Origin of the sequence: Pseudomonas sp. TE50-2 (assembly GCF_040813665.1) — a bacterium.
Classification (GTDB): domain Bacteria; phylum Pseudomonadota; class Gammaproteobacteria; order Pseudomonadales; family Pseudomonadaceae; genus Aquipseudomonas; species Aquipseudomonas soli.
Window position 1 is genome coordinate 3,914,126 of the sequence record NZ_JBFNXN010000001.1, and the last position, 17,147, is coordinate 3,931,272.

17 protein-coding genes, 4 tRNA genes and 1 pseudogene are annotated in these 17,147 nt (G+C 64.7%); 11 read left to right on the forward strand and 11 right to left on the reverse strand.

Annotated elements, in window-relative coordinates; genetic code table 11:
* Positions 1 to 48 precede the first annotated feature (48 nt).
* Positions 49 to 1,146 (forward strand): glycine oxidase ThiO, encoded by a 1,098-nt coding sequence (gene thiO, locus AAHK21_RS17895; protein WP_367857927.1) that lies wholly within the window; start codon positions 49 to 51, stop codon positions 1,144 to 1,146.
* A 107-nt stretch (positions 1,147 to 1,253) separates the two neighbouring features.
* On the opposite strand, the gene AAHK21_RS17900 is transcribed toward thiO, so the two are convergent.
* Together AAHK21_RS17900 and AAHK21_RS17905 are read right to left on the reverse strand one after the other, a co-directional pair.
* Positions 1,254 to 1,484: a PP0621 family protein gene (locus AAHK21_RS17900; RefSeq protein ID WP_023632576.1), complete on the reverse strand. Its 231-nt coding sequence runs from the start codon at positions 1,482 to 1,484 to the stop codon at positions 1,254 to 1,256.
* 94 nt (positions 1,485 to 1,578) lie between these two features.
* Positions 1,579 to 2,598, reverse strand: coding sequence for an outer membrane protein assembly factor BamD (locus AAHK21_RS17905; protein ID WP_046854166.1), 1,020 nt, complete (start codon positions 2,596 to 2,598; stop codon positions 1,579 to 1,581).
* 149 nt (positions 2,599 to 2,747) lie between these two features.
* Here AAHK21_RS17905 and rluD point away from each other — a divergent pair, with 149 nt between their 5' ends.
* The 7 genes from rluD to AAHK21_RS17940 all read left to right on the forward strand — a co-directional run bounded on the left by rluD (position 2,748) and on the right by AAHK21_RS17940 (position 8,614).
* Positions 2,748 to 3,710: a 23S rRNA pseudouridine(1911/1915/1917) synthase RluD gene (gene rluD / locus AAHK21_RS17910; RefSeq protein WP_038706814.1), complete on the forward strand. Its 963-nt coding sequence runs from the start codon at positions 2,748 to 2,750 to the stop codon at positions 3,708 to 3,710.
* Positions 3,707 to 4,447: a peptidoglycan editing factor PgeF gene (gene pgeF / locus AAHK21_RS17915; protein ID WP_367857928.1), complete on the forward strand. Its 741-nt coding sequence runs from the start codon at positions 3,707 to 3,709 to the stop codon at positions 4,445 to 4,447. Before rluD ends, pgeF begins: the two co-directional genes overlap by 4 nt.
* A gap of 267 nt (positions 4,448 to 4,714) precedes the next feature.
* Entirely contained in the window at positions 4,715 to 7,279 is a 2,565-nt protein-coding gene (gene clpB / locus AAHK21_RS17920; RefSeq protein ID WP_023631670.1) for an ATP-dependent chaperone ClpB, read from the forward strand.
* Between the two features lie 456 nt (positions 7,280 to 7,735).
* Positions 7,736 to 7,811, forward strand: a tRNA-Asn gene (locus AAHK21_RS17925).
* A gap of 4 nt (positions 7,812 to 7,815) precedes the next feature.
* Positions 7,816 to 7,892, forward strand: a tRNA-Pro gene (locus tag AAHK21_RS17930).
* A 6-nt stretch (positions 7,893 to 7,898) separates the two neighbouring features.
* A tRNA-Lys gene (locus tag AAHK21_RS17935) sits at positions 7,899 to 7,974 on the forward strand.
* Between the two features lie 103 nt (positions 7,975 to 8,077).
* Entirely contained in the window at positions 8,078 to 8,614 is a 537-nt protein-coding gene (locus AAHK21_RS17940) for a dihydrofolate reductase family protein (protein WP_367857929.1), read from the forward strand.
* 115 nt (positions 8,615 to 8,729) lie between these two features.
* On the opposite strand, the gene AAHK21_RS17945 is transcribed toward AAHK21_RS17940, so the two are convergent.
* The 4 genes from AAHK21_RS17945 to AAHK21_RS17960 form a co-directional block, all read right to left on the reverse strand.
* On the reverse strand, positions 8,730 to 10,025 hold the full coding sequence (locus tag AAHK21_RS17945; protein ID WP_046854169.1) for an NAD(P)/FAD-dependent oxidoreductase: 1,296 nt from the start codon (positions 10,023 to 10,025) through the stop codon (positions 8,730 to 8,732).
* Between the two features lie 84 nt (positions 10,026 to 10,109).
* Positions 10,110 to 10,283, reverse strand: coding sequence for a DUF3094 family protein (locus AAHK21_RS17950; RefSeq protein ID WP_023631877.1), 174 nt, complete (start codon positions 10,281 to 10,283; stop codon positions 10,110 to 10,112).
* Between the two features lie 132 nt (positions 10,284 to 10,415).
* Complete coding sequence (locus tag AAHK21_RS17955) at positions 10,416 to 11,045, reverse strand: DUF1780 domain-containing protein (protein ID WP_038706811.1); 630 nt, start codon at positions 11,043 to 11,045, stop codon at positions 10,416 to 10,418.
* 55 nt (positions 11,046 to 11,100) lie between these two features.
* On the reverse strand, positions 11,101 to 11,532 hold the full coding sequence (locus tag AAHK21_RS17960; protein ID WP_367857930.1) for a hypothetical protein: 432 nt from the start codon (positions 11,530 to 11,532) through the stop codon (positions 11,101 to 11,103).
* Between the two features lie 86 nt (positions 11,533 to 11,618).
* On the opposite strand from AAHK21_RS17960, the gene AAHK21_RS17965 reads away from it, so the two are divergent.
* Positions 11,619 to 12,326 (forward strand): energy-coupling factor ABC transporter permease, encoded by a 708-nt coding sequence (locus tag AAHK21_RS17965; protein ID WP_217867249.1) that lies wholly within the window; start codon positions 11,619 to 11,621, stop codon positions 12,324 to 12,326.
* Positions 12,327 to 12,495: 169 nt separating this feature from the next.
* Here AAHK21_RS17965 and yacG read toward each other — a convergent pair whose 3' ends face one another.
* From yacG to AAHK21_RS17985, 4 genes are read right to left on the reverse strand one after another with little or no spacing between them, the layout of a single operon-like run.
* Positions 12,496 to 12,696, reverse strand: a complete 201-nt coding sequence (gene yacG, locus AAHK21_RS17970; RefSeq protein WP_046854173.1) for a DNA gyrase inhibitor YacG — start codon at positions 12,694 to 12,696, stop codon at positions 12,496 to 12,498.
* Positions 12,693 to 13,316, reverse strand: a complete 624-nt coding sequence (coaE, locus tag AAHK21_RS17975; RefSeq protein WP_038706809.1) for a dephospho-CoA kinase — start codon at positions 13,314 to 13,316, stop codon at positions 12,693 to 12,695. The genes yacG and coaE overlap by 4 nt, the downstream gene beginning before the upstream one ends.
* The gene (locus AAHK21_RS17980) at positions 13,316 to 14,182 is read right to left on the reverse strand and encodes an A24 family peptidase (RefSeq protein ID WP_367857931.1); all 867 of its coding nucleotides are present in this window, start codon (positions 14,180 to 14,182) and stop codon (positions 13,316 to 13,318) included. The genes coaE and AAHK21_RS17980 overlap by 1 nt, the downstream gene beginning before the upstream one ends.
* A gap of 2 nt (positions 14,183 to 14,184) precedes the next feature.
* Positions 14,185 to 15,393: a type II secretion system F family protein gene (locus tag AAHK21_RS17985; protein WP_367857932.1), complete on the reverse strand. Its 1,209-nt coding sequence runs from the start codon at positions 15,391 to 15,393 to the stop codon at positions 14,185 to 14,187.
* 226 nt (positions 15,394 to 15,619) lie between these two features.
* Between AAHK21_RS17985 and AAHK21_RS17990 the strand changes: the two genes are divergently transcribed.
* A complete protein-coding gene (locus AAHK21_RS17990; RefSeq protein WP_110700043.1) occupies positions 15,620 to 16,030 on the forward strand; it encodes a pilin in 411 nt (136 codons plus the stop codon).
* 58 nt (positions 16,031 to 16,088) lie between these two features.
* Positions 16,089 to 16,164: transfer RNA gene (locus AAHK21_RS17995), tRNA-Thr, on the forward strand.
* Positions 16,165 to 16,317: 153 nt separating this feature from the next.
* On the opposite strand, the pseudogene AAHK21_RS18000 reads toward AAHK21_RS17995, so the two are convergent.
* Positions 16,318 to 16,913, reverse strand: a pseudogene (locus tag AAHK21_RS18000) (recombinase family protein).
* Positions 16,914 to 17,147 lie beyond the last annotated feature (234 nt).

Sequence of the window (17,147 nt, forward strand, 5' to 3'; positions counted from 1 at the left end):
AAAAGGTGCCCGCGCACCGTGGAATTACTTCAGGTGTTGGATCGAACGATGAGCAAGCAAGTAGTGATTGTCGGCGGTGGCGTCATCGGCCTGCTGACGGCGTTGAACCTGGCGGCGGATGTCGACCGGGTGGTGGTGTGCGACCAGGGCGAGGTAGGGCGTGAGTCGTCCTGGGCCGGTGGCGGCATCGTCTCGCCGTTGTACCCCTGGCGCTATAGCCCGGCGGTAACGGCGCTGGCGCATTGGTCGCAGGATTTCTATCCACAGCTGGGCGAGCGTCTGTTCGCCAGCACCGGCATCGACCCAGAGGTGCACACCACCGGGCTGTACTGGCTGGACCTGGACGACGAAGCCGAGGCCCTGGCCTGGGCGGCCCGTGAGCAGCGGCCGCTCAGCGCCGTGGATATCTCGGCTGCCTACGACGCAGTGCCGGTGCTCGGGCCAGGCTATCGCCATGCCATCTACATGGCGGGCGTGGCCAACGTCCGCAACCCGCGCCTGGTGAAGTCGCTCAAGGCCGCGCTGCTGGCGCTGCCCAACGTGACCCTGCGCGAGCATTGCCAGATCAGCGGTTTCGTCCATGAAGGCGGGCGTGTCGCCGGGGTGCGTACCGAGCAGGGCGTGCTGGCTGCCGACGAGGTGGTGCTCAGTGCCGGTGCCTGGAGCGGCGATCTGCTGCAGACATTGGGCCTGAGCCTGCCGGTGGAGCCGGTGAAAGGGCAGATGATCTTGTTCAAGTGCGCCGAGGACTTCCTGCCGAGCATGGTCCTGGCCAAGGGCCGCTACGCGATCCCGCGCCGCGACGGGCATATCCTGGTCGGCAGCACCCTGGAGCATGCCGGCTACGACAAGACCCCGACCGGTGATGCGCTCGAGAGTCTGAAGGCTTCGGCGGTGGAACTGCTGCCGGCGCTGGCGGATGCCGAGGTGGTGGGGCACTGGGCTGGCCTGCGCCCTGGGTCGCCGGAAGGCATCCCTTACATTGGCGCGGTGCCGGGGCATGCGGGGTTGTGGCTGAACTGCGGCCATTACCGCAACGGGCTGGTGCTGGCGCCGGCGTCTTGCCAGCTGTTCAGCGACCTGCTGCTGGGGCGTGCGCCGATCATCGATCCGGCGCCGTATGCGCCGCAAGGGCGTTTGGCTTAAGTTCGTCGGGCCCGCTATGCGGGCCTTTCGCCGGCAAGCCGGCTCCCACAAGGTTCGAAGCCAGTGCAGTCCGGCTTGCCGGCGAAAGGCCGCAGGGCGGCCCTCGCTCAGCGCTGTTGCCCCGGCCCTTGCTCCAGATGCTGCTGGCTGCAATACCACTCCTTGCCCAGCTGCAGCGCCCGGTCATTAGGCAGGTGCACGCCGCAATGGGCGCAGCGCACCATCTGCAGCGGGTCCTGCAGGCGCGGTTCGGCAGGTGATTGCTGACTGGTCTTGAACTTGCGCCACAGCCAGAACGCGGCGGCGATCAGGGCGATCCAGAAAAGTAGGCGAACCATGGTGTCCAGCTTGTCGAATGAAGAAGGCGACAGTCTAGGACGCGGCCAATAAAAAAGGGAGGCCTCGGGCCTCCCTTTCTGCGCATGCGACGTATCAGTCGAACAGACCGAAGGTCATGTAGCTGAACCAGCTGCGGTCCTTCTCGGCTTCCTTCGGACCTTCCGGCAGGATCGGGTCGCCGTTCTCGTCCTTGGGCAGCAGCTCCTCGGGCATCTCGGAGCGGGCGTCCTGGAACTGCTTGACCACGTCCTGGTTGGCGCGGGTCTCGCCCGGCGGCAGCGGGGTCTTGGTTTCGATCAGGCCCAGGGTGGCCTTGGACAGCCACGAGCGGTTGCCGTTTTCGTCGACCTTGGTGACGAACTGGCCGTCGACCAGGCTCGGGTGGTCCGGGTAGTTGAGCTTGAGGGTCTCGAGGCTGGTGGCGGCCAGCTCGTCCAGGTGCATGCGCTGGTACGACTCGACCATCACCGCCAGGCCGTCACCCACCGATGGGGTTTCCTGGAAGTTCTCCACCACGTAGCGGCCACGGTTGGCGGCGGCTACATAGGCCTCGCGGCTCAGGTAGTAGTTGGCCACGTGGATTTCGTAGGAGGCCAGCAGGTTGCGCAGGTAGATCATGCGCTGCTTGGCGTCCGGGGCGTAGCGGCTGTTGGGGAAGCGGCTGGTCAGCTGGGCGAACTCGTTGTACGAGTCGCGGGCGGCGCCCGGGTCACGCTTGGTCATGTCCAGCGGCAGGAAGCGCGCCAGCAGGCCACGGTCCTGGTCGAACGAGGTCAGGCCCTTGAGGTAGTAGGCGTAGTCGACGTTCGGGTGCTGCGGGTGCAGGCGGATGAAGCGCTCGGCAGCCGACTTGGCGGCCTCGGGCTCGGAGTTCTTGTAGTTGGCGTAGATCAGCTCGAGCTGGGCCTGGTCGGCGTAGCGGCCGAACGGGTAGCGCGACTCCAGGGCCTTGAGCTTGTTCACGGCGCTGGTATAGCTGGAGTTGTCCAGGTCGGCCTGCGCCTGCTGGTACAGCTCGGCCTCGCTGAGGTTCTCGTCAATGACTTCCTTGTTCGAGGAACAGGCAGCGGTGAGCCCGAGGATGGCGATCAGCAGCAGGTGTTTCACTTGCATGGCGGCTTGCGTCCCTTTGACGGCCGCTGTCTTGGGCGGTGCCGTCCTGTTATGATGAGCGCCCCCGGCCAAACCCCGGGGCAAAAGAAGCCGTATTTAACCACAAGCGCGCAGCCGAAACCAAAGGCTGAACGCCCGTCGATTCGAGCATGTCCGAGATCATTCAACTTAGCGCAGAGGTCCCGTCCGAACTGGGCGGCCAACGCCTCGACCAGGTCGCCGCCCAATTGTTCGCCGAGTACTCGCGTTCGCGCCTGTCCTCGTGGATCAAAGATGGCCGCCTGACCGTCGATGGCGCGGTGCTGCGGCCGCGCGACACCGTCCACACCGGCTCCATCCTGGCCCTCGAGGCCGAGCAGGAGGCCCAGGGCGAATGGGTGGCTCAGGACATCGAGCTGGATATCGTCTATGAAGATGACCAGATCCTGGTGATCAACAAGCCGGCCGGGCTGGTAGTCCACCCGGCGGCGGGCCACCCCGACGGCACCCTGCTCAACGCCCTGCTGCACCATGTGCCAGACATCATCAACGTACCGCGCGCCGGTATCGTGCACCGCCTGGACAAGGACACCACGGGCCTGATGGTGGTGGCCAAGACCCTGCAGGCGCAGACCAACCTGGTCGACCAGCTGCAGAAGCGCTCGGTCAGCCGCATCTACGAGTGCATCGTGGTCGGCGTGGTGATCGCCGGTGGCAAGATCGACGCCCCGATCGGCCGCCACGGCGGCGAGCGCCAGCGCATGGCGGTCACCGACGGCGGCAAGCCGGCGGTCAGCCACTATCGCGTGCTCAAGCGCTTCCGCTCGCACACCCATGTGCGGGTCAAGCTGGAAACCGGCCGTACCCACCAGATCCGCGTGCACATGGCGCATGTCGGTTATCCGCTGGTCGGCGACCAGACCTACGGCGTGCGCTTCCGCATTCCGCCGGCCGCCAGCGTGGCCATGGTCGAGGCGGTGAAGAACTTCCCGCGCCAGGCCCTGCACGCCCGCTTCCTGGCCCTGGATCACCCGACCACCGGTGAGCGCATGGAATGGGCCTCGCCGCTGCCGGACGACTTCCTCTGGCTGCTGTCGCTGCTCAACGACGACCGCGAGAGCTTTATCGGATGAGTGGCCTGACGCAGGCGCTGATCATTCCCGACTGGCCGGCCCCGGCCTCGGTACGTGCCTGTGTCACCACCCGCGAGGGCGGCGTCAGCCTGCCGCCCTATGAATCCTTCAATCTTGGCGACCATGTGGGCGATGACCCCGCTGCGGTTGCCGAGAACCGTCGTCGCCTCAGCGAAGAGTTCGCCATCCAGCCCGCCTGGCTCAAGCAGGTGCACGGGCTGGTGGTGGCCGATGCCGAGCCCGCCGTGGTCGCCGAGGCCGATGCCAGCTGGACCGACCAGCCGGGCATTGCCTGCACCGTGATGACCGCCGATTGCCTGCCCGCGCTGTTCTGCGACCGCGCCGGTACTCGCGTGGCCGCCGCCCATGCCGGCTGGCGCGGGCTGGCCGGTGGCGTGCTGGAAGCCACCCTTGATCGCCTGGCCCTGCCACCCGAAGAAGTGCTGGTATGGCTGGGCCCGGCCATCGGGCCGCAGGCGTTCGAGGTGGGCATGGAAGTGCGCGATGCCTTTACCGCCGTGCATCCCGAGGCAGCCGCGGCGTTCGTCGACGGCGAGCGGCCGGGCAAGCTGATGGCCGATATCTACCAGTTGGCGCGGATTCGCCTGGCGGCGCGTGGGGTGACTGCCGTTTATGGCGGAGGGCTCTGCACGGTCAGCGATCCACGCTTCTTCTCTTATCGCCGCACCCCTCAGGGTGGGCGGTTTGCTTCACTGGTGTGGCTCAGCCCTCGCTAAGCCTGGGGCCGCTTCGCGGCCCAATCGCTGGCAAGCCAGCTCCCACATGCCAAAGTCTGTACTGCCCCTGTGGGAGCCGGCTTGCCGGCGATTGGGCTGCGCAGCAGCCCCGGCAATATCAATCCCATCACCACCCTGCTGACCTCCGTCAACCCCGCTACGCTTGAATCTTCCAGAATCACCCATATCTATTGGTCATCTCAGGCAGGTTCATCATTACAGGTGCTGTCCATCGCTCCGCCTGCCCTTTAAAGGAAGGTATCCCCCATGCGAATAGACCGACTGACCAGCAAGCTGCAACTCGCGTTATCCGATTCCCAATCCCTGGCCGTGGGCATGGACCACCCGGCCATCGAGCCCCTGCACCTGCTGCAGGCGCTGATCGACCAGCAGGGCGGCTCGATCAAGCCGCTGCTGATGCAGGTCGGCTTCGACGTCAACAGCCTGCGCAAGGCGCTGACCAAAGAGCTCGACCAGTTGCCGAAAATCCAGAACCCCACCGGCGACGTGAACATGTCCCAGGACCTGGCGCGCCTGCTCAACCAGGCCGACCGCCTGGCCCAGCAGAAGGGCGACCAGTTCATCTCCAGCGAGCTGGTGCTGCTTGCCGCCATGGACGAGAACAGCAAGGTGGGCAAGCTGCTGCTCGGCCAGGGCGTGAGCAAGAAGGCCCTGGAAAACGCCATCAACAACCTGCGCGGCGGCGCGGCGGTGAACGACGCCAACGCCGAGGAATCGCGCCAGGCCCTGGACAAGTACACCGTCGACCTCACCAAGCGCGCCGAGGAAGGCAAGCTCGACCCGGTGATCGGCCGTGACGACGAGATCCGCCGCACCATCCAGGTGCTGCAACGCCGCACCAAGAACAACCCGGTATTGATCGGCGAGCCCGGCGTGGGCAAGACCGCCATCGCCGAGGGCTTGGCCCAACGCATCATCAACGGTGAAGTGCCCGACGGCCTCAAGGGCAAGCGCCTGCTGGCGCTGGACATGGGCGCGCTGATCGCCGGCGCCAAGTACCGCGGCGAGTTCGAAGAGCGCCTCAAAGGCCTGCTCAACGAACTGAGCAAGCAGGAAGGCCAGATCATCCTGTTCATCGACGAGCTGCACACCATGGTCGGCGCCGGTAAAGGCGAGGGCGCCATGGACGCCGGCAACATGCTCAAGCCGGCCCTGGCCCGTGGCGAGCTGCACTGCGTCGGCGCCACCACGCTCAACGAGTACCGCCAGTTCATCGAGAAGGACGCCGCATTGGAGCGCCGCTTCCAGAAGGTGCTGGTCGAAGAGCCGAGCGAGGAAGACACCATCGCCATCCTGCGCGGCCTGAAAGAGCGCTATGAAGTGCACCACAAGGTGGCTATCACCGACGGCGCGATCATTGCCGCGGCCAAGCTCAGCCACCGCTACATCACCGACCGCCAGCTGCCGGACAAGGCCATCGACCTGATCGACGAAGCCGCCAGCCGCATCCGCATGGAGATCGACTCCAAGCCGGAGGTGCTCGACCGCCTCGACCGCCGCCTGATCCAGTTGAAGGTGGAATCCCAGGCGCTGAAGAAGGAAGAAGACGAAGCGGCGAAGAAACGCCTGGAAAAACTGACCGAGGAAATCGAGCGCCTGGAGCGCGAGTACTCCGACCTCGAAGAGATCTGGGCCTCGGAAAAGGCCGAGGTGCAAGGTTCGGCGCAGATCCAGCAGAAGATCGAGCAGGCCCGCCAGGAACTGGAAGCCGCGCGCCGCAAGGGCGACCTCAGCCGCATGGCCGAGCTGCAGTACGGGGTGATCCCGGACCTGGAGCGCAGCCTGCAGATGGTCGACCAGCACGGCAAGACCGACAACCAGCTGCTGCGCAACAAGGTCACCGAGGAAGAGATTGCCGAAGTGGTGTCCAAGTGGACCGGCATCCCGGTGGCGAAGATGCTCGAAGGCGAGCGTGAGAAGCTGCTGAAGATGGAAAGCCTGCTGCACGAACGGGTGATCGGCCAGGACGAGGCGGTGACCGCCGTGGCCAACGCCGTGCGCCGTTCCCGCGCCGGGCTGTCCGACCCTAACCGCCCGAGTGGCTCGTTCCTGTTCCTTGGGCCCACCGGGGTGGGCAAGACCGAACTGTGCAAGGCGCTGGCCGAGTTCCTCTTCGATACCGAAGAGGCCATGGTGCGCATCGACATGTCCGAGTTCATGGAGAAACACTCCGTGGCGCGTCTGATCGGTGCCCCGCCAGGGTATGTGGGCTATGAAGAGGGCGGCTACCTGACCGAGGCCGTGCGTCGCAAGCCGTACTCGGTGGTGCTGCTCGACGAGGTGGAGAAAGCCCACCCGGATGTGTTCAACGTGCTGCTGCAGGTGCTTGAAGATGGTCGCCTGACCGACAGCCACGGCCGCACCGTGGACTTCCGCAACACCGTGATCGTGATGACCTCCAACCTGGGCTCGGCGCAGATCCAGGAACTGGCCGGGGACCGCGAGGCGCAGCGTGCGGCGGTGATGGATGCGGTGGGTGCGCACTTCCGTCCGGAGTTCATCAACCGTATCGACGAAGTGGTGGTGTTCGAGCCGCTGGGCCGCGAGCAGATCGCCGGTATCACCGAGATCCAGCTTGGCCGCCTGCGTGGTCGCCTGGCCGAGCGCGAGCTGTCGCTGAGCCTGAGCCCGGAGGCGTTGGACAAGCTGATCGCCGTCGGTTACGACCCGGTGTATGGCGCACGGCCTTTGAAGCGTGCGATCCAGCGCTGGATCGAGAACCCGCTGGCGCAGCTGATCCTGGCGGGCGAGTTCCTGCCGGGTGCGGCGATCACCGCGAAGGTCGAGGGCGACGAGATCGTCTTTGGCTGACCTGCAGTAAACGAAGAGCCCCGCGTAAGCGGGGCTTTTTTATGTGTGCTGTCCGGCCTTATCGCGGGGCAAAGCCCGGTCCCACGCCAATCTGCGCCAGAAGGTAGCCAATGCGTGGGAGCGGGCTTGCCCCGCGATAAGGCCAGTACAGGCAGCGCAAACCCCTGATTTTCCGGCTTCCAAGCTAACTTGCTGAAAATTTTGAAAAAAGTGCTTGCACAAAAATCAGAGTGCCCCTAATATTCGCCCCGCTGTCAGGCACTGAGCAGATCGCCAGCAACACCGACGATCTGAAAATAACTTACAAATCAGTAAGTTGAACGAAAAAAAGTGGTTGACAAGCAAAACGAAGAATGTAGAATAGCCGGCCTCAGCAGCGACAACGCGAAAGCGGATAGCCAAAGAGATCGAAGCTAACACAGGCTTCGAAGCAGTAAAGATGTACCGAAGTTCAGTTCCGCGATAGCTCAGTCGGTAGAGCAAATGACTGTTAATCATTGGGTCCCTGGTTCGAGTCCAGGTCGCGGAGCCAATCTCGGGGTGTAGCGCAGTCCGGTAGCGCGCCTGCTTTGGGAGCAGGATGTCAGGAGTTCGAATCCCCTCACCCCGACCATTTTCCGGGTCGTTAGCTCAGTTGGTAGAGCAGTTGGCTTTTAACCAATTGGTCGTAGGTTCGAATCCTACACGACCCACCATGTAAAAAGGGCATCTCGATTGAGATGCCCTTTTTCTTTTGTCCGCGATTTATATCCCCGCCCTTTGCTACCCTGTGGCCTTTGCCCGCAGGAGCGCCCGCGCATGCCACTCAAAGCCAGTGTTTTCATCGCCACCAGCCTGGATGGTTACATCGCCCGTGAAGATGGCGGCCTTGATTGGTTGATGGGCGCCACCCAGTCCGCTGACGACCATGGTTATGCCGGGTTCATGGCGGGCGTCGATACGTTGGTGATGGGGCGCGGTACCTTCGACAAGGTCATGACCTTTGGCGAGTGGCCCTATCCGGATACGCGAGTGGTAGTGGTCAGCAGCACCCTCGAGGCGCTGCCCAGGGGCGTATCAGAGCGCGTCGAGCTGCACCCCGGGCCGATCCCGGCGTTGCTCGAGCACCTGCAGGCCACGGGCGCAAAGAGCCTGTACCTGGATGGCGGCAAGCTGATTCAGGGGTTCTTGCGCGAGGGGCTGGTGGATGAACTGACCATCACCCGCATCCCCGTGCTGCTGGGGCAGGGGATACCGTTGTTCGGCGAGTTGGCGAAGGATGTGCTGTTGCAGCACATGAGAACGACCAGTTACGAGAGTGGGTTCGTGCAGAGCACGTATCGCGTGGTCAGATAAATCGCGTCAAGGCCATCGCCGGCAAGCCGGCTCCCACAGGAGCGCGCCCTGAATTGATTGTGGGAGCCGGCTTGCCGGCGAAAGGGCTGCGCAGCAGCCCCAGGATCTTGAATCCTTAGTGCAGCTTCAGGCGAGGCTCAGTCCCGCGCCCAATCTTGCTCCCCAACATCAGCATCAAGGTGCGGAAGGTCCCATACAACGCCATCTGGTGCATGCGATACAGCGACACATAGAACATCCGCGCCAGCCAGCCTTCCAGCTTGACGCTGCCCATCAGGTTACCCATCAGGTTGCCCACCGCCGAGAAGCGCGACAGCGACACCAGCGAGCCATAGTCCTTGTACTCGTAGGTCGGCAGCGCCTTGTTCTCCAGGCGCAGCTTGAGGCTCTTGGCCAGCAGCGAGGCCTGCTGGTGCGCGGCCTGGGCCCGTGGCGGCACGTTGCGGTCGGTGCCCGGTTGCGGGCAAGCGGCGCAGTCGCCGAAGGCGAAGATGTTGTCGTCCAGGGTGGTCTGCAGGGTCGGGCGCACCACCAGCTGGTTGATGCGGTTGGTCTCCAGGCCGTCGATATCCTTGAGGAAGCCCGGCGCGCGAATGCCCGCCGCCCAGACCTTCAAGCTCGCCTGGATCACTTCGCCCGAGGCGGTCTTCAGGCCATCGGCGGTCACTTCGCTGACCGCGGCGTTGGTCATCACCGTCACCCCGAGTTTTTCCAGGGTCTTGTGCACCGGCACGCTGATCCGCTCCGGCAGCGCCGGCAACACCCGTGGGCCGGCTTCGATGATGGTGATGTGCATGTCTTTGGGCTGGATCTTGTCCAGGCCATAGGCCGCCAGCTCGTGGGCGGCGTTGTGCAGCTCGGCCGCCAGCTCCACGCCGGTGGCGCCGGCGCCGACGATGGCCACGCTGATCTGCTCGCTGGCCACATCACCGGCGTGGGCACGCAGATAGTGGTTGAGCAGTTGCTGGTGGAAGCGCTCGGCCTGCTTGCGGCTGTCGAGGAACAGGCAGTGCTGCGCCGCGCCCAGGGTGCCGAAGTCGTTGGTGTTGCTGCCCACGGCGATCACCAGGGTATCGTAGCCGATGGTGCGCGCAGGCAGCAGCTCACGCCCCTCGTCGTCGAGGGTCGCGGCCAGCTGGATCAGTTTGCTTTCGCGGTCCAGGCCGCTCATGCGCCCCATCTGGAAGTTGAAGTGGTTCCACTTGGCCTGGGCCACGTAGTTCAGTTCGTCTTCCGAGGAGTTCAGCGAGCCGGCCGCCACTTCGTGCAGCAGTGGCTTCCAGATGTGCGTCAGGTTGGCATCAACCAGGGTGATCTCGGCCTGTTTGCGCTTGCCCAGGCTTTTACCCAGGCGGGTCGCCAGTTCCAGGCCGCCGGCGCCGCCGCCGACAATCACGATGCGATGAGTCATGGGGATATCTCACAAGTTTTACGGAATTCGTGGACACAAGGTCCGGCCGCATCCGGCATGAGGGGCGGGCGAGCGCAAGGCAGCTCATAGCACCAGTCCACTCAGCAGGCGGCTCAACAGGCCCAGACCGATGGTCACGGCCACCACCAGCAGCAGGAGCAGCCACGGCCGGAAGGGCCGGCGCTCGACTTGATGCTGGGGGGCGCTCAGATACTCATCGACGCGACGCTGATCTTCAGGATTCAGGCGGCTGGTCATGGTGGGCCTCGTCAGATAGACGTTCGTGACTGCGTGTACGCCACAGCGTTCACGCAAACGCATGGGTCGAATGATAATGCTTTCTATCCCTGGCGCCGAGTGTACGTGATCGCAAAGACACCCGGCACTGGATCAAAGACTGATGCCTACGTCGAACACGATGCTGCGCCCCAGGTTGCCGCGCAGGAAATCCGGCGCGTCCGGGTGGGCGAACAGCACCCGGGCGAAGGTCGGCCCCACCAGCGACAGCGACCGCCAGCCCTGGCGCAGGTACTCGGTGGGCGGCGGGAAATGGCTGTTGAGGTCGAGCACCTCGCGCTTGAGGCTGGCGAAGGCGATGATGTCCAGCTCGCTCAGGTCCAGCCCGCGCTCGCGGTAGTTGTGCGACTTCTTGCGCAGGGTCGGCGCCAGGCGCGCCAGCAGCTCCTGGGCACTGATGCGCCGGGGCCGCTGCTCGCGGCGCACCAGCTGGGCCAGGGAGAAGGCGCTGCGCCGCCGTTGCAGCTCCTCGCGCCATTCGTCGTTGAGCCGGCGGCCCTCGTCGAGCACGAAGAACACCTCGAACGCAGCGTCGCGGAACAGCACGTCCGGCGGCTCTTGCCCGGCCGGGGTGAAGTCCTCGCTGCGGTAGGGGATGTTCAGCCCTTGCAGCAGGCGCTGGCAGACCCAACGCTCGCGCTCCCATTTGCGGGCATTGGACAGGAACGCATTGGCTTGCTCGGCCTGGATGGTAAGCAGGCGGAGGTAGTCTGAGTCATCCATGGGGACAAGCTTAGTCGCTAATTGATGACGGTAAGATGCTGTTTGTGCGTAGGAATCAGCCCAGCACCAGCCATTGCTGCACCACCCCCAGCAGATGTAACAGCCCACCGCCCAGGCAAATGGCCGAACTGACCGCGATAAACCGCCGACTGCGCCCGGTGCCGGCCAGCACCAGCGGCCCCAGCAGGCCCCGCGCCAGGTACACCAGGGTGATCAGGCAGATTACCGGCAACAGCAAGGGCAACGGGCGCATCAGCCCAGCCGCTGACAAGGCATAGGCCGACCAAACGAGCAGCACCGTCGCGATCACCGCGGTGACCAGGGCCGGGTAGACGCGCCCTTGCTCCGCCGCCCTGGCCATGCGTTCTCCGGCGCCGAACAAGCGGTACCAACGCGGGCCAGCGGCGATCACCGCCAGGTGCAGCACGCCGGCGATGGCGCTGAACGCCGCGCCGAGCAGCAGCGGCAGGTTAAGTCCTTCAGGCATGGCGGACGCGTCCTGCATCGAGAGGAGGTGCCAGCCTATAGCAACCGGTGGCAAGGGAGAATGGGTGTAGACTCAGGCTTGTCCACATGGCCGACAGGGATATTGTTCAGGTGATCAGCGCACAAGTCTTGTCCAGCACCAGCCTTACCCTTGGCTGGATAGGTTACGTGCCCCTGCTGATCTGGGCCGCCAGCCGCACCCGCTGGGTCGAGCTGTTCACCGACACCCGCCGCCAGCACCTGCTGTTCGGCACAGTGTTCTGCCTGTTCATACTCTGGCTGGTGCGCCGCGACTTCGATACCGGGGTGTCGTACCACTTCATCGGCATGACCGCCGTCACCTTGCTGCTGGATTGGCCATTGGCCGTGCTCGGCGGTTTTCTCGCCCAGCTCGGCCTGTTGTTGATGGGCCGGCAGGACCTTGCCGCCATCGGCGTCAACGGCTTGCTGATCGTCGGCCTGCCGGTGCTGGTCACCGAGGTGTGCGCGATCCTGGTCGAGCGCGCCCAGCCGCGTAACCTGTTCGTTTATATCTTCTGTTGCGGGTTCTTCCCTGCGGCGTTGACGGTGTTGCTGTGCCTGATGGCAGGGCTGGGGTTGCTGTGGATGGACGAGCGTTTCGCCATGCCGGAATGGCTCAGCGACTTCGTTGGCTATCTATGGCTGATGATGTTTCCCGAGGCGTTCATCAATGGCACGGTGATCAGTGCGCTGGTGGTGTTCTGCCCGGAGTGGCTGGAGACCTTCAACCGCAGCCGCTATCTGCAGGCGCCGTGGAAGGATGAAGAGCGCTAAAGCGTTATCGAGTGGCCTGTACCGGCCTCTCGCCGGCAAGCCGGCTCCCACACCGACCGCGTAAACCTAAAGCCAAGCGCCGTCTCTGTGGGAGCTGGCTTGCCAGCGATGGGCCGCAACGCGGCCCCAGGAATCAAGCAGCAGCTGTTGTCAAGGCTGCGCGATCCGTTTAGTGCCGCGGCTCCAGATCCCCCGAATACAACTCATCCTCGGACTCCTCCGCCCCGGCGATCTTGTGCTCCTCGGCCGCCCAGGCGCCCAGGTCGATCAACTTGCAGCGGTCCGAGCAGAACGGCCGGAACGGGCTCTGCTCACCCCATTCCACGGGCGCCCCGCAGGTCGGGCAATCAACGGTCATCGGCTGGCTCATGGCTGGCCTCCTCGTAAAGTCAGGTAAAAGTGGTGCAGGCGGTCGATCTCGTCGTGCAGCGATTGCAGGTCACGATCGTTGACCACCACGTCATCGGCATGGCGCAGGCGCTCTTCCCGGGCCAGCTGGGCCTTGAGAATCGCCTGCACCTGTTCCGCGCTGGTGTTGTCGCGGGCCAAGGTGCGTTGCACCTGCAACTCGGTCGGCGCGTCGATCACCAGGATGCGCTGGGTCTTCTGGTGCTGCCCCGACTCGATCAACAGCGGCGAAACGTACACCGCATAGGGTGTCTCGGCCTTGGCCAGGTAGCTGAAGATCTCCTGGCCGATCAGCGGGTGCAGCAGTTGTTCCAGCCATTGCCGCTGGCTCGGATCGGCGAAGATCAGCTGGCGCAGGGCGCCACGGTCGAGCTGGCCGTCCGCCTGCAGCACGCCTGCGCCAAAGCGCTCGACGATGCTGGCCAGGGCAGGGCGCCCCGGCTCGACGACCCAGCGCGCGGCCTGGTCGGCATCGACCAGGTGCACGCCCAGTTCGACGAAACGCTCGGCGGCGGCGCTCTTGCCGCTGCCGATGCCACCGGTAAGGCCAAGAATCCAGGGTGTGAAGGGCGCTGTGCTCATCAGGTTCCAAGCAGTTGCAGGTATGAGGCGACTATTTCATCACCCCAGAGCAATGCGATCCACCCCGCAATGGCCAGATAAGGCCCGAAAGGCAATGCCGCGCCCATTTGCGTGCGCTTGAAACGCACCAGCGTCAGCCCGATCAGCGCCCCGACCAAGGAGGCCAGCATCAAGGTCAGCGGCAGGATCTGCCAACCGCCCCAGGCACCGAGCATGGCCAGCAGCTTGAAGTCGCCGAAGCCCATGCCCTCCTTGCCGGTGATCAGCTTGAAGGCCCAGTACACCGACCACAAACTAAGGTAACCCGCCACCGCGCCCCACAGCGCATCGCTCAGCGGCACCAGCAGCCCGAAGGCGTTGACGATCAACCCCAGCCACAACAGCGGCAGCACCAGCACATCCGGCAGCAACTGGTGCTCGGCATCGATCAGGCTCAAGGCGATCAGCCCCCAGGTCAGCAGCATCACCCCCAACGCCTCGCCCCCCGGCCCGAAATGCCAGGCCACCAACAGCGAGAGCAGGGCGCTGCCCAGCTCCACCAGGGGATAACGCACGCTGATCCGCGCCTTGCACCCCGCGCACCGCCCGCGCAGGGCCAGGTAACTCAGCAGCGGAATGTTTTCCCACGCGCGGATCTGGCGCTGGCAGTGCGGGCAACGCGAAGCCGGCAGGCACAGGTCGAAGCGCTCGTGCTCGGCCTGCGGCAGCCCCAGCACCTCCTGCGCCTCCCGCTGCCATTGGCGCTCGAGCATGATCGGCAGGCGGTACGCCAGCACATTGAGAAAACTGCCCACCAGCAACCCCAGGACCGCGGCCAAGGTATAGAAGAAAGGCGGATGTTCAACGATTACGGTCCAGGCATTCATGTTCAGATCAAGCTACCCAACTGGAAGATCGGCAAATACATCGCCACGACGAGGCTCCCCACCAGCAGCCCGAGGATCAGCACGATGGCCGGCTCAAGCAGCGTGGTCAACTGCTCCAGCGCCTGGCTCACCTGTTCTTCGTAATGCAGCGCAGCCTTGTCCAGCATCCGGTCGAGGGTGCCGCTGGCTTCGCCCACCGCCACCAGCTGGCGCAACAGCGGCGGGAACAGCGCATCCGCCTCCATCGCCTGCTGCAGCCCCATGCCGCTGGCCACGTCCTGGCGCAACTTGAGGATCGCCCGCTCGTGCAGGCTGTCGCCACTTACCGGCGCCACCGTGGCCAGCGCATCCAGCAACGCCACCCCGGCGGCATACGAGGTCGCCAGGCTACGTGCAAAGCGCGCCAACGCCGCCTGCCCGAGCAAGGTGCCCACCACCGGCACCCGCAACACCCCGCGCAATATCCACAGGCGCGCCGGCAGGTGCCGTTGGTACAACGCCCGCACGCCAAACCCCAGTGCAGTTATCAACAGCACTAACCACCCGACGTGATTGCCCAGCCCTGTGGATAAATCGATCACCCACTGGGTGAACGCCGGCAGCGCCTTGTCGAAACTGGCGAACAACCCCTGGAACCGCGGCACCACCTCCAGCAGCAACAACGCCGCCACACCCAACCCCGTGAGCAGCAACAGCGCCGGATACAGCATCGCCTTGCGCACCTTCTGCCGCAGCGCCTGTCGTTTCTCCAGCATGGTCGCCATCTGCTCCAGCTGCCGGTCCAGCGTGCCCGACTGCTCGCCCACCCGCACCAGGTTGCAGTACAGCGCATCGAACCACCCCGGATGGCGCTGCAACGCATCCGCCAAGCCCAACCCCGCTGCCACATCCTGTTGCAACCGTGCCAGCAACGCCGCCATGGCGCTGTTCACCGTGCTGCGCGCCATCACCTCGAACGCCTGCAACAGCGGCACCCCCGCCGTGAGCAAGGTCGCCAGCTGGCGGCTGAACCCCGGCGCATCCGCCTTCCCCGCCCGTTGCGGCCAGCGCCAGCGCAGCCCACCCGCCAGCCGCACCCGCGTCGCGCGAATCCCCTGCTGGCGCAACCACGCCTGCACGAACGCCGGGCTGCGCCCAATGTGCTGGCCCTGTTGCGGCGCGCCGCTGGCATCGACGCCTTCCCAGGCGTACAGACGGGTGGAAGCAGGCATGGCGAGAGTCCTTTTGCGCGGGGGCGAAAAGCCCGGTAACAGCTTGCCCGGCCTGCTGCCGGGCGCGTTTCCCTGTGGCTCACTAGAGTAGTCCAGCGAAGATGACGCCCCGCCGCGCAGGGGTGACAAAAGGTGTCGGTTCAGGCCTACTGCGCGCCTGCCGGCCGGGGCGCGCCACGATGAAAGCGCCCGCCGCGCCTCCACGTATCACGAAGGAAGACCGTTCATGAAAGGGCAACGAGGTATCACCCTGATCGAACTGATGATCGTTGTCGCGATCATCGGCATCCTGGCGACCATCGCCATCCCCATGTACACCAACCACCAGGCCCGCGCCAAGGCTACCGCCGCGCTGCTGGAAATCTCCGCACTGAAGACGCCGATGGACGTGCGCCTGAACGACGGCAAGGACGTGCCCGACGTCGCCAGCCTCGGCGGCCAGCCCGCCACCGCCCATTGCGCGATCACCGCCAGCGGCAAGGCCGCCGACGGCACCGCCAGCATCGCCTGCACCCTGGCCGACGCACCGGCCAATGTGCTGGGCAAGACCGTGACCCTGGCACGTACCCAGGCAGGCTGGACCTGCGTGACCACGGTGGAAGAAGACCTCGCGCCGAATGGCTGCAAGGCGCAGTGAAAGTGAGGTGAAACAGGGGTTTGCGTAACCGACACGGCAGTGGTACGTTGCGCAACACGCCGGTGTAGCTCAGTCGGTAGAGCAGCGCACTCGTAACGCGAAGGTCGCAGGTTCGATTCCTGTCTCCGGCACCAGTAAAATCAAGGCTTGCAGCGATTTTTGTGTGACAGCACAAGTGGCTGTGACAGCAAGGTGACAGCAAAAGGCCCCGCCAGAACGATCTGAGCGGGGCCTTTTTCTGCGCGCCACAAAATGGCGAAGTCGGCTTTCGTGGCGCGGGATATTGATTAGGCTGCAGAGTCTCGAATGCGCAGCACGGTAGTGGTGGAGCAGTTGGCGTGCCTGGTCGTGGCCCGGATGCTCAGACCGGCGCCCAGCAGCTCCTTGACCCGCTTGTATAGCTCCTCGTCCACCGGCCGGCCTTGGTACTTGCCTGCTGCTTTGGCCTTCTGGATGCCTGGGCCTGGCGCTCGCGGCGCTGCTCGTAATCCTTCCGGGCGATCGCGGCCATCATCTCCACCAGCATCGAGTTGATCGCGGCAAGCATCCGGCCGGTGAACTCGTCGCCTTGCGTGTCACGCATCCTCTGGTGGCTGGTGGGCAGATCGAGCGCGACGATGCGCAGGCCCTTGGCGTCGATCGCGCTCTTGAGCTTGGCCCAGTCATCGGCGGGGAGGCGGGACAGGCGGTCGATGGATTCAACCAGCAGCACGTCGCCCTTACGGGCATCCTTGAGCAGGCGCAGCAGCTCCGGCCGATCTGCGGCGGCACCGCTGGCGTTCTCCAGGTACTCACAGGCGATGACCTTGTTATGGTCGCTGGCGAACTTCTCCAGGGAGGCCCGGGCGCGGCCGGCGTCTTGCTCGTCGGTGGAGGCCCGGATACTTAAGAATAGCTACGGGTATGCTGACTTCGACCTCGTTGTAGCTCTGTCGGGGCGCAGGAATGGTTAAGACTAGCAGCGGGCTCTGGTGCTAGGTGGCTATATGCTAGCGTTACGATTGCCCCACGATGAAGGGGGAGCGATCATCGTCAGGAGTCATGGGGGAAAATTCGTCATGTGTTTTGAAGGCCTTAAGTGTCTATGATTTCTACAGGCCAATGGATGGGATGACTG

Excerpts from the sequence above, each read along its gene's own strand:
- thiO (WP_367857927.1), top strand. The coding sequence starts at position 49 with ATGAGCAAGCAAGTAGTGATTGTCGGCGGTGGCGTCATCGGCCTGCTG.
- AAHK21_RS17900 (WP_023632576.1), bottom strand. The coding sequence starts at position 1,484 with ATGGTTCGCCTACTTTTCTGGATCGCCCTGATCGCCGCCGCGTTCTGG.
- AAHK21_RS17905 (WP_046854166.1), bottom strand. The coding sequence starts at position 2,598 with ATGCAAGTGAAACACCTGCTGCTGATCGCCATCCTCGGGCTCACCGCT.
- rluD (WP_038706814.1), top strand. The coding sequence starts at position 2,748 with ATGTCCGAGATCATTCAACTTAGCGCAGAGGTCCCGTCCGAACTGGGC.
- pgeF (WP_367857928.1), top strand. The coding sequence starts at position 3,707 with ATGAGTGGCCTGACGCAGGCGCTGATCATTCCCGACTGGCCGGCCCCG.
- clpB (WP_023631670.1), top strand. The coding sequence starts at position 4,715 with ATGCGAATAGACCGACTGACCAGCAAGCTGCAACTCGCGTTATCCGAT.
- AAHK21_RS17940 (WP_367857929.1), top strand. The coding sequence starts at position 8,078 with ATGCCACTCAAAGCCAGTGTTTTCATCGCCACCAGCCTGGATGGTTAC.
- AAHK21_RS17945 (WP_046854169.1), bottom strand. The coding sequence starts at position 10,025 with ATGACTCATCGCATCGTGATTGTCGGCGGCGGCGCCGGCGGCCTGGAA.
- AAHK21_RS17950 (WP_023631877.1), bottom strand. The coding sequence starts at position 10,283 with ATGACCAGCCGCCTGAATCCTGAAGATCAGCGTCGCGTCGATGAGTAT.
- AAHK21_RS17955 (WP_038706811.1), bottom strand. The coding sequence starts at position 11,045 with ATGGATGACTCAGACTACCTCCGCCTGCTTACCATCCAGGCCGAGCAA.
- AAHK21_RS17960 (WP_367857930.1), bottom strand. The coding sequence starts at position 11,532 with ATGCCTGAAGGACTTAACCTGCCGCTGCTGCTCGGCGCGGCGTTCAGC.
- AAHK21_RS17965 (WP_217867249.1), top strand. The coding sequence starts at position 11,619 with ATGGCCGACAGGGATATTGTTCAGGTGATCAGCGCACAAGTCTTGTCC.
- yacG (WP_046854173.1), bottom strand. The coding sequence starts at position 12,696 with ATGAGCCAGCCGATGACCGTTGATTGCCCGACCTGCGGGGCGCCCGTG.
- coaE (WP_038706809.1), bottom strand. The coding sequence starts at position 13,316 with ATGAGCACAGCGCCCTTCACACCCTGGATTCTTGGCCTTACCGGTGGC.
- AAHK21_RS17980 (WP_367857931.1), bottom strand. The coding sequence starts at position 14,182 with ATGAATGCCTGGACCGTAATCGTTGAACATCCGCCTTTCTTCTATACC.
- AAHK21_RS17985 (WP_367857932.1), bottom strand. The coding sequence starts at position 15,393 with ATGCCTGCTTCCACCCGTCTGTACGCCTGGGAAGGCGTCGATGCCAGC.
- AAHK21_RS17990 (WP_110700043.1), top strand. The coding sequence starts at position 15,620 with ATGAAAGGGCAACGAGGTATCACCCTGATCGAACTGATGATCGTTGTC.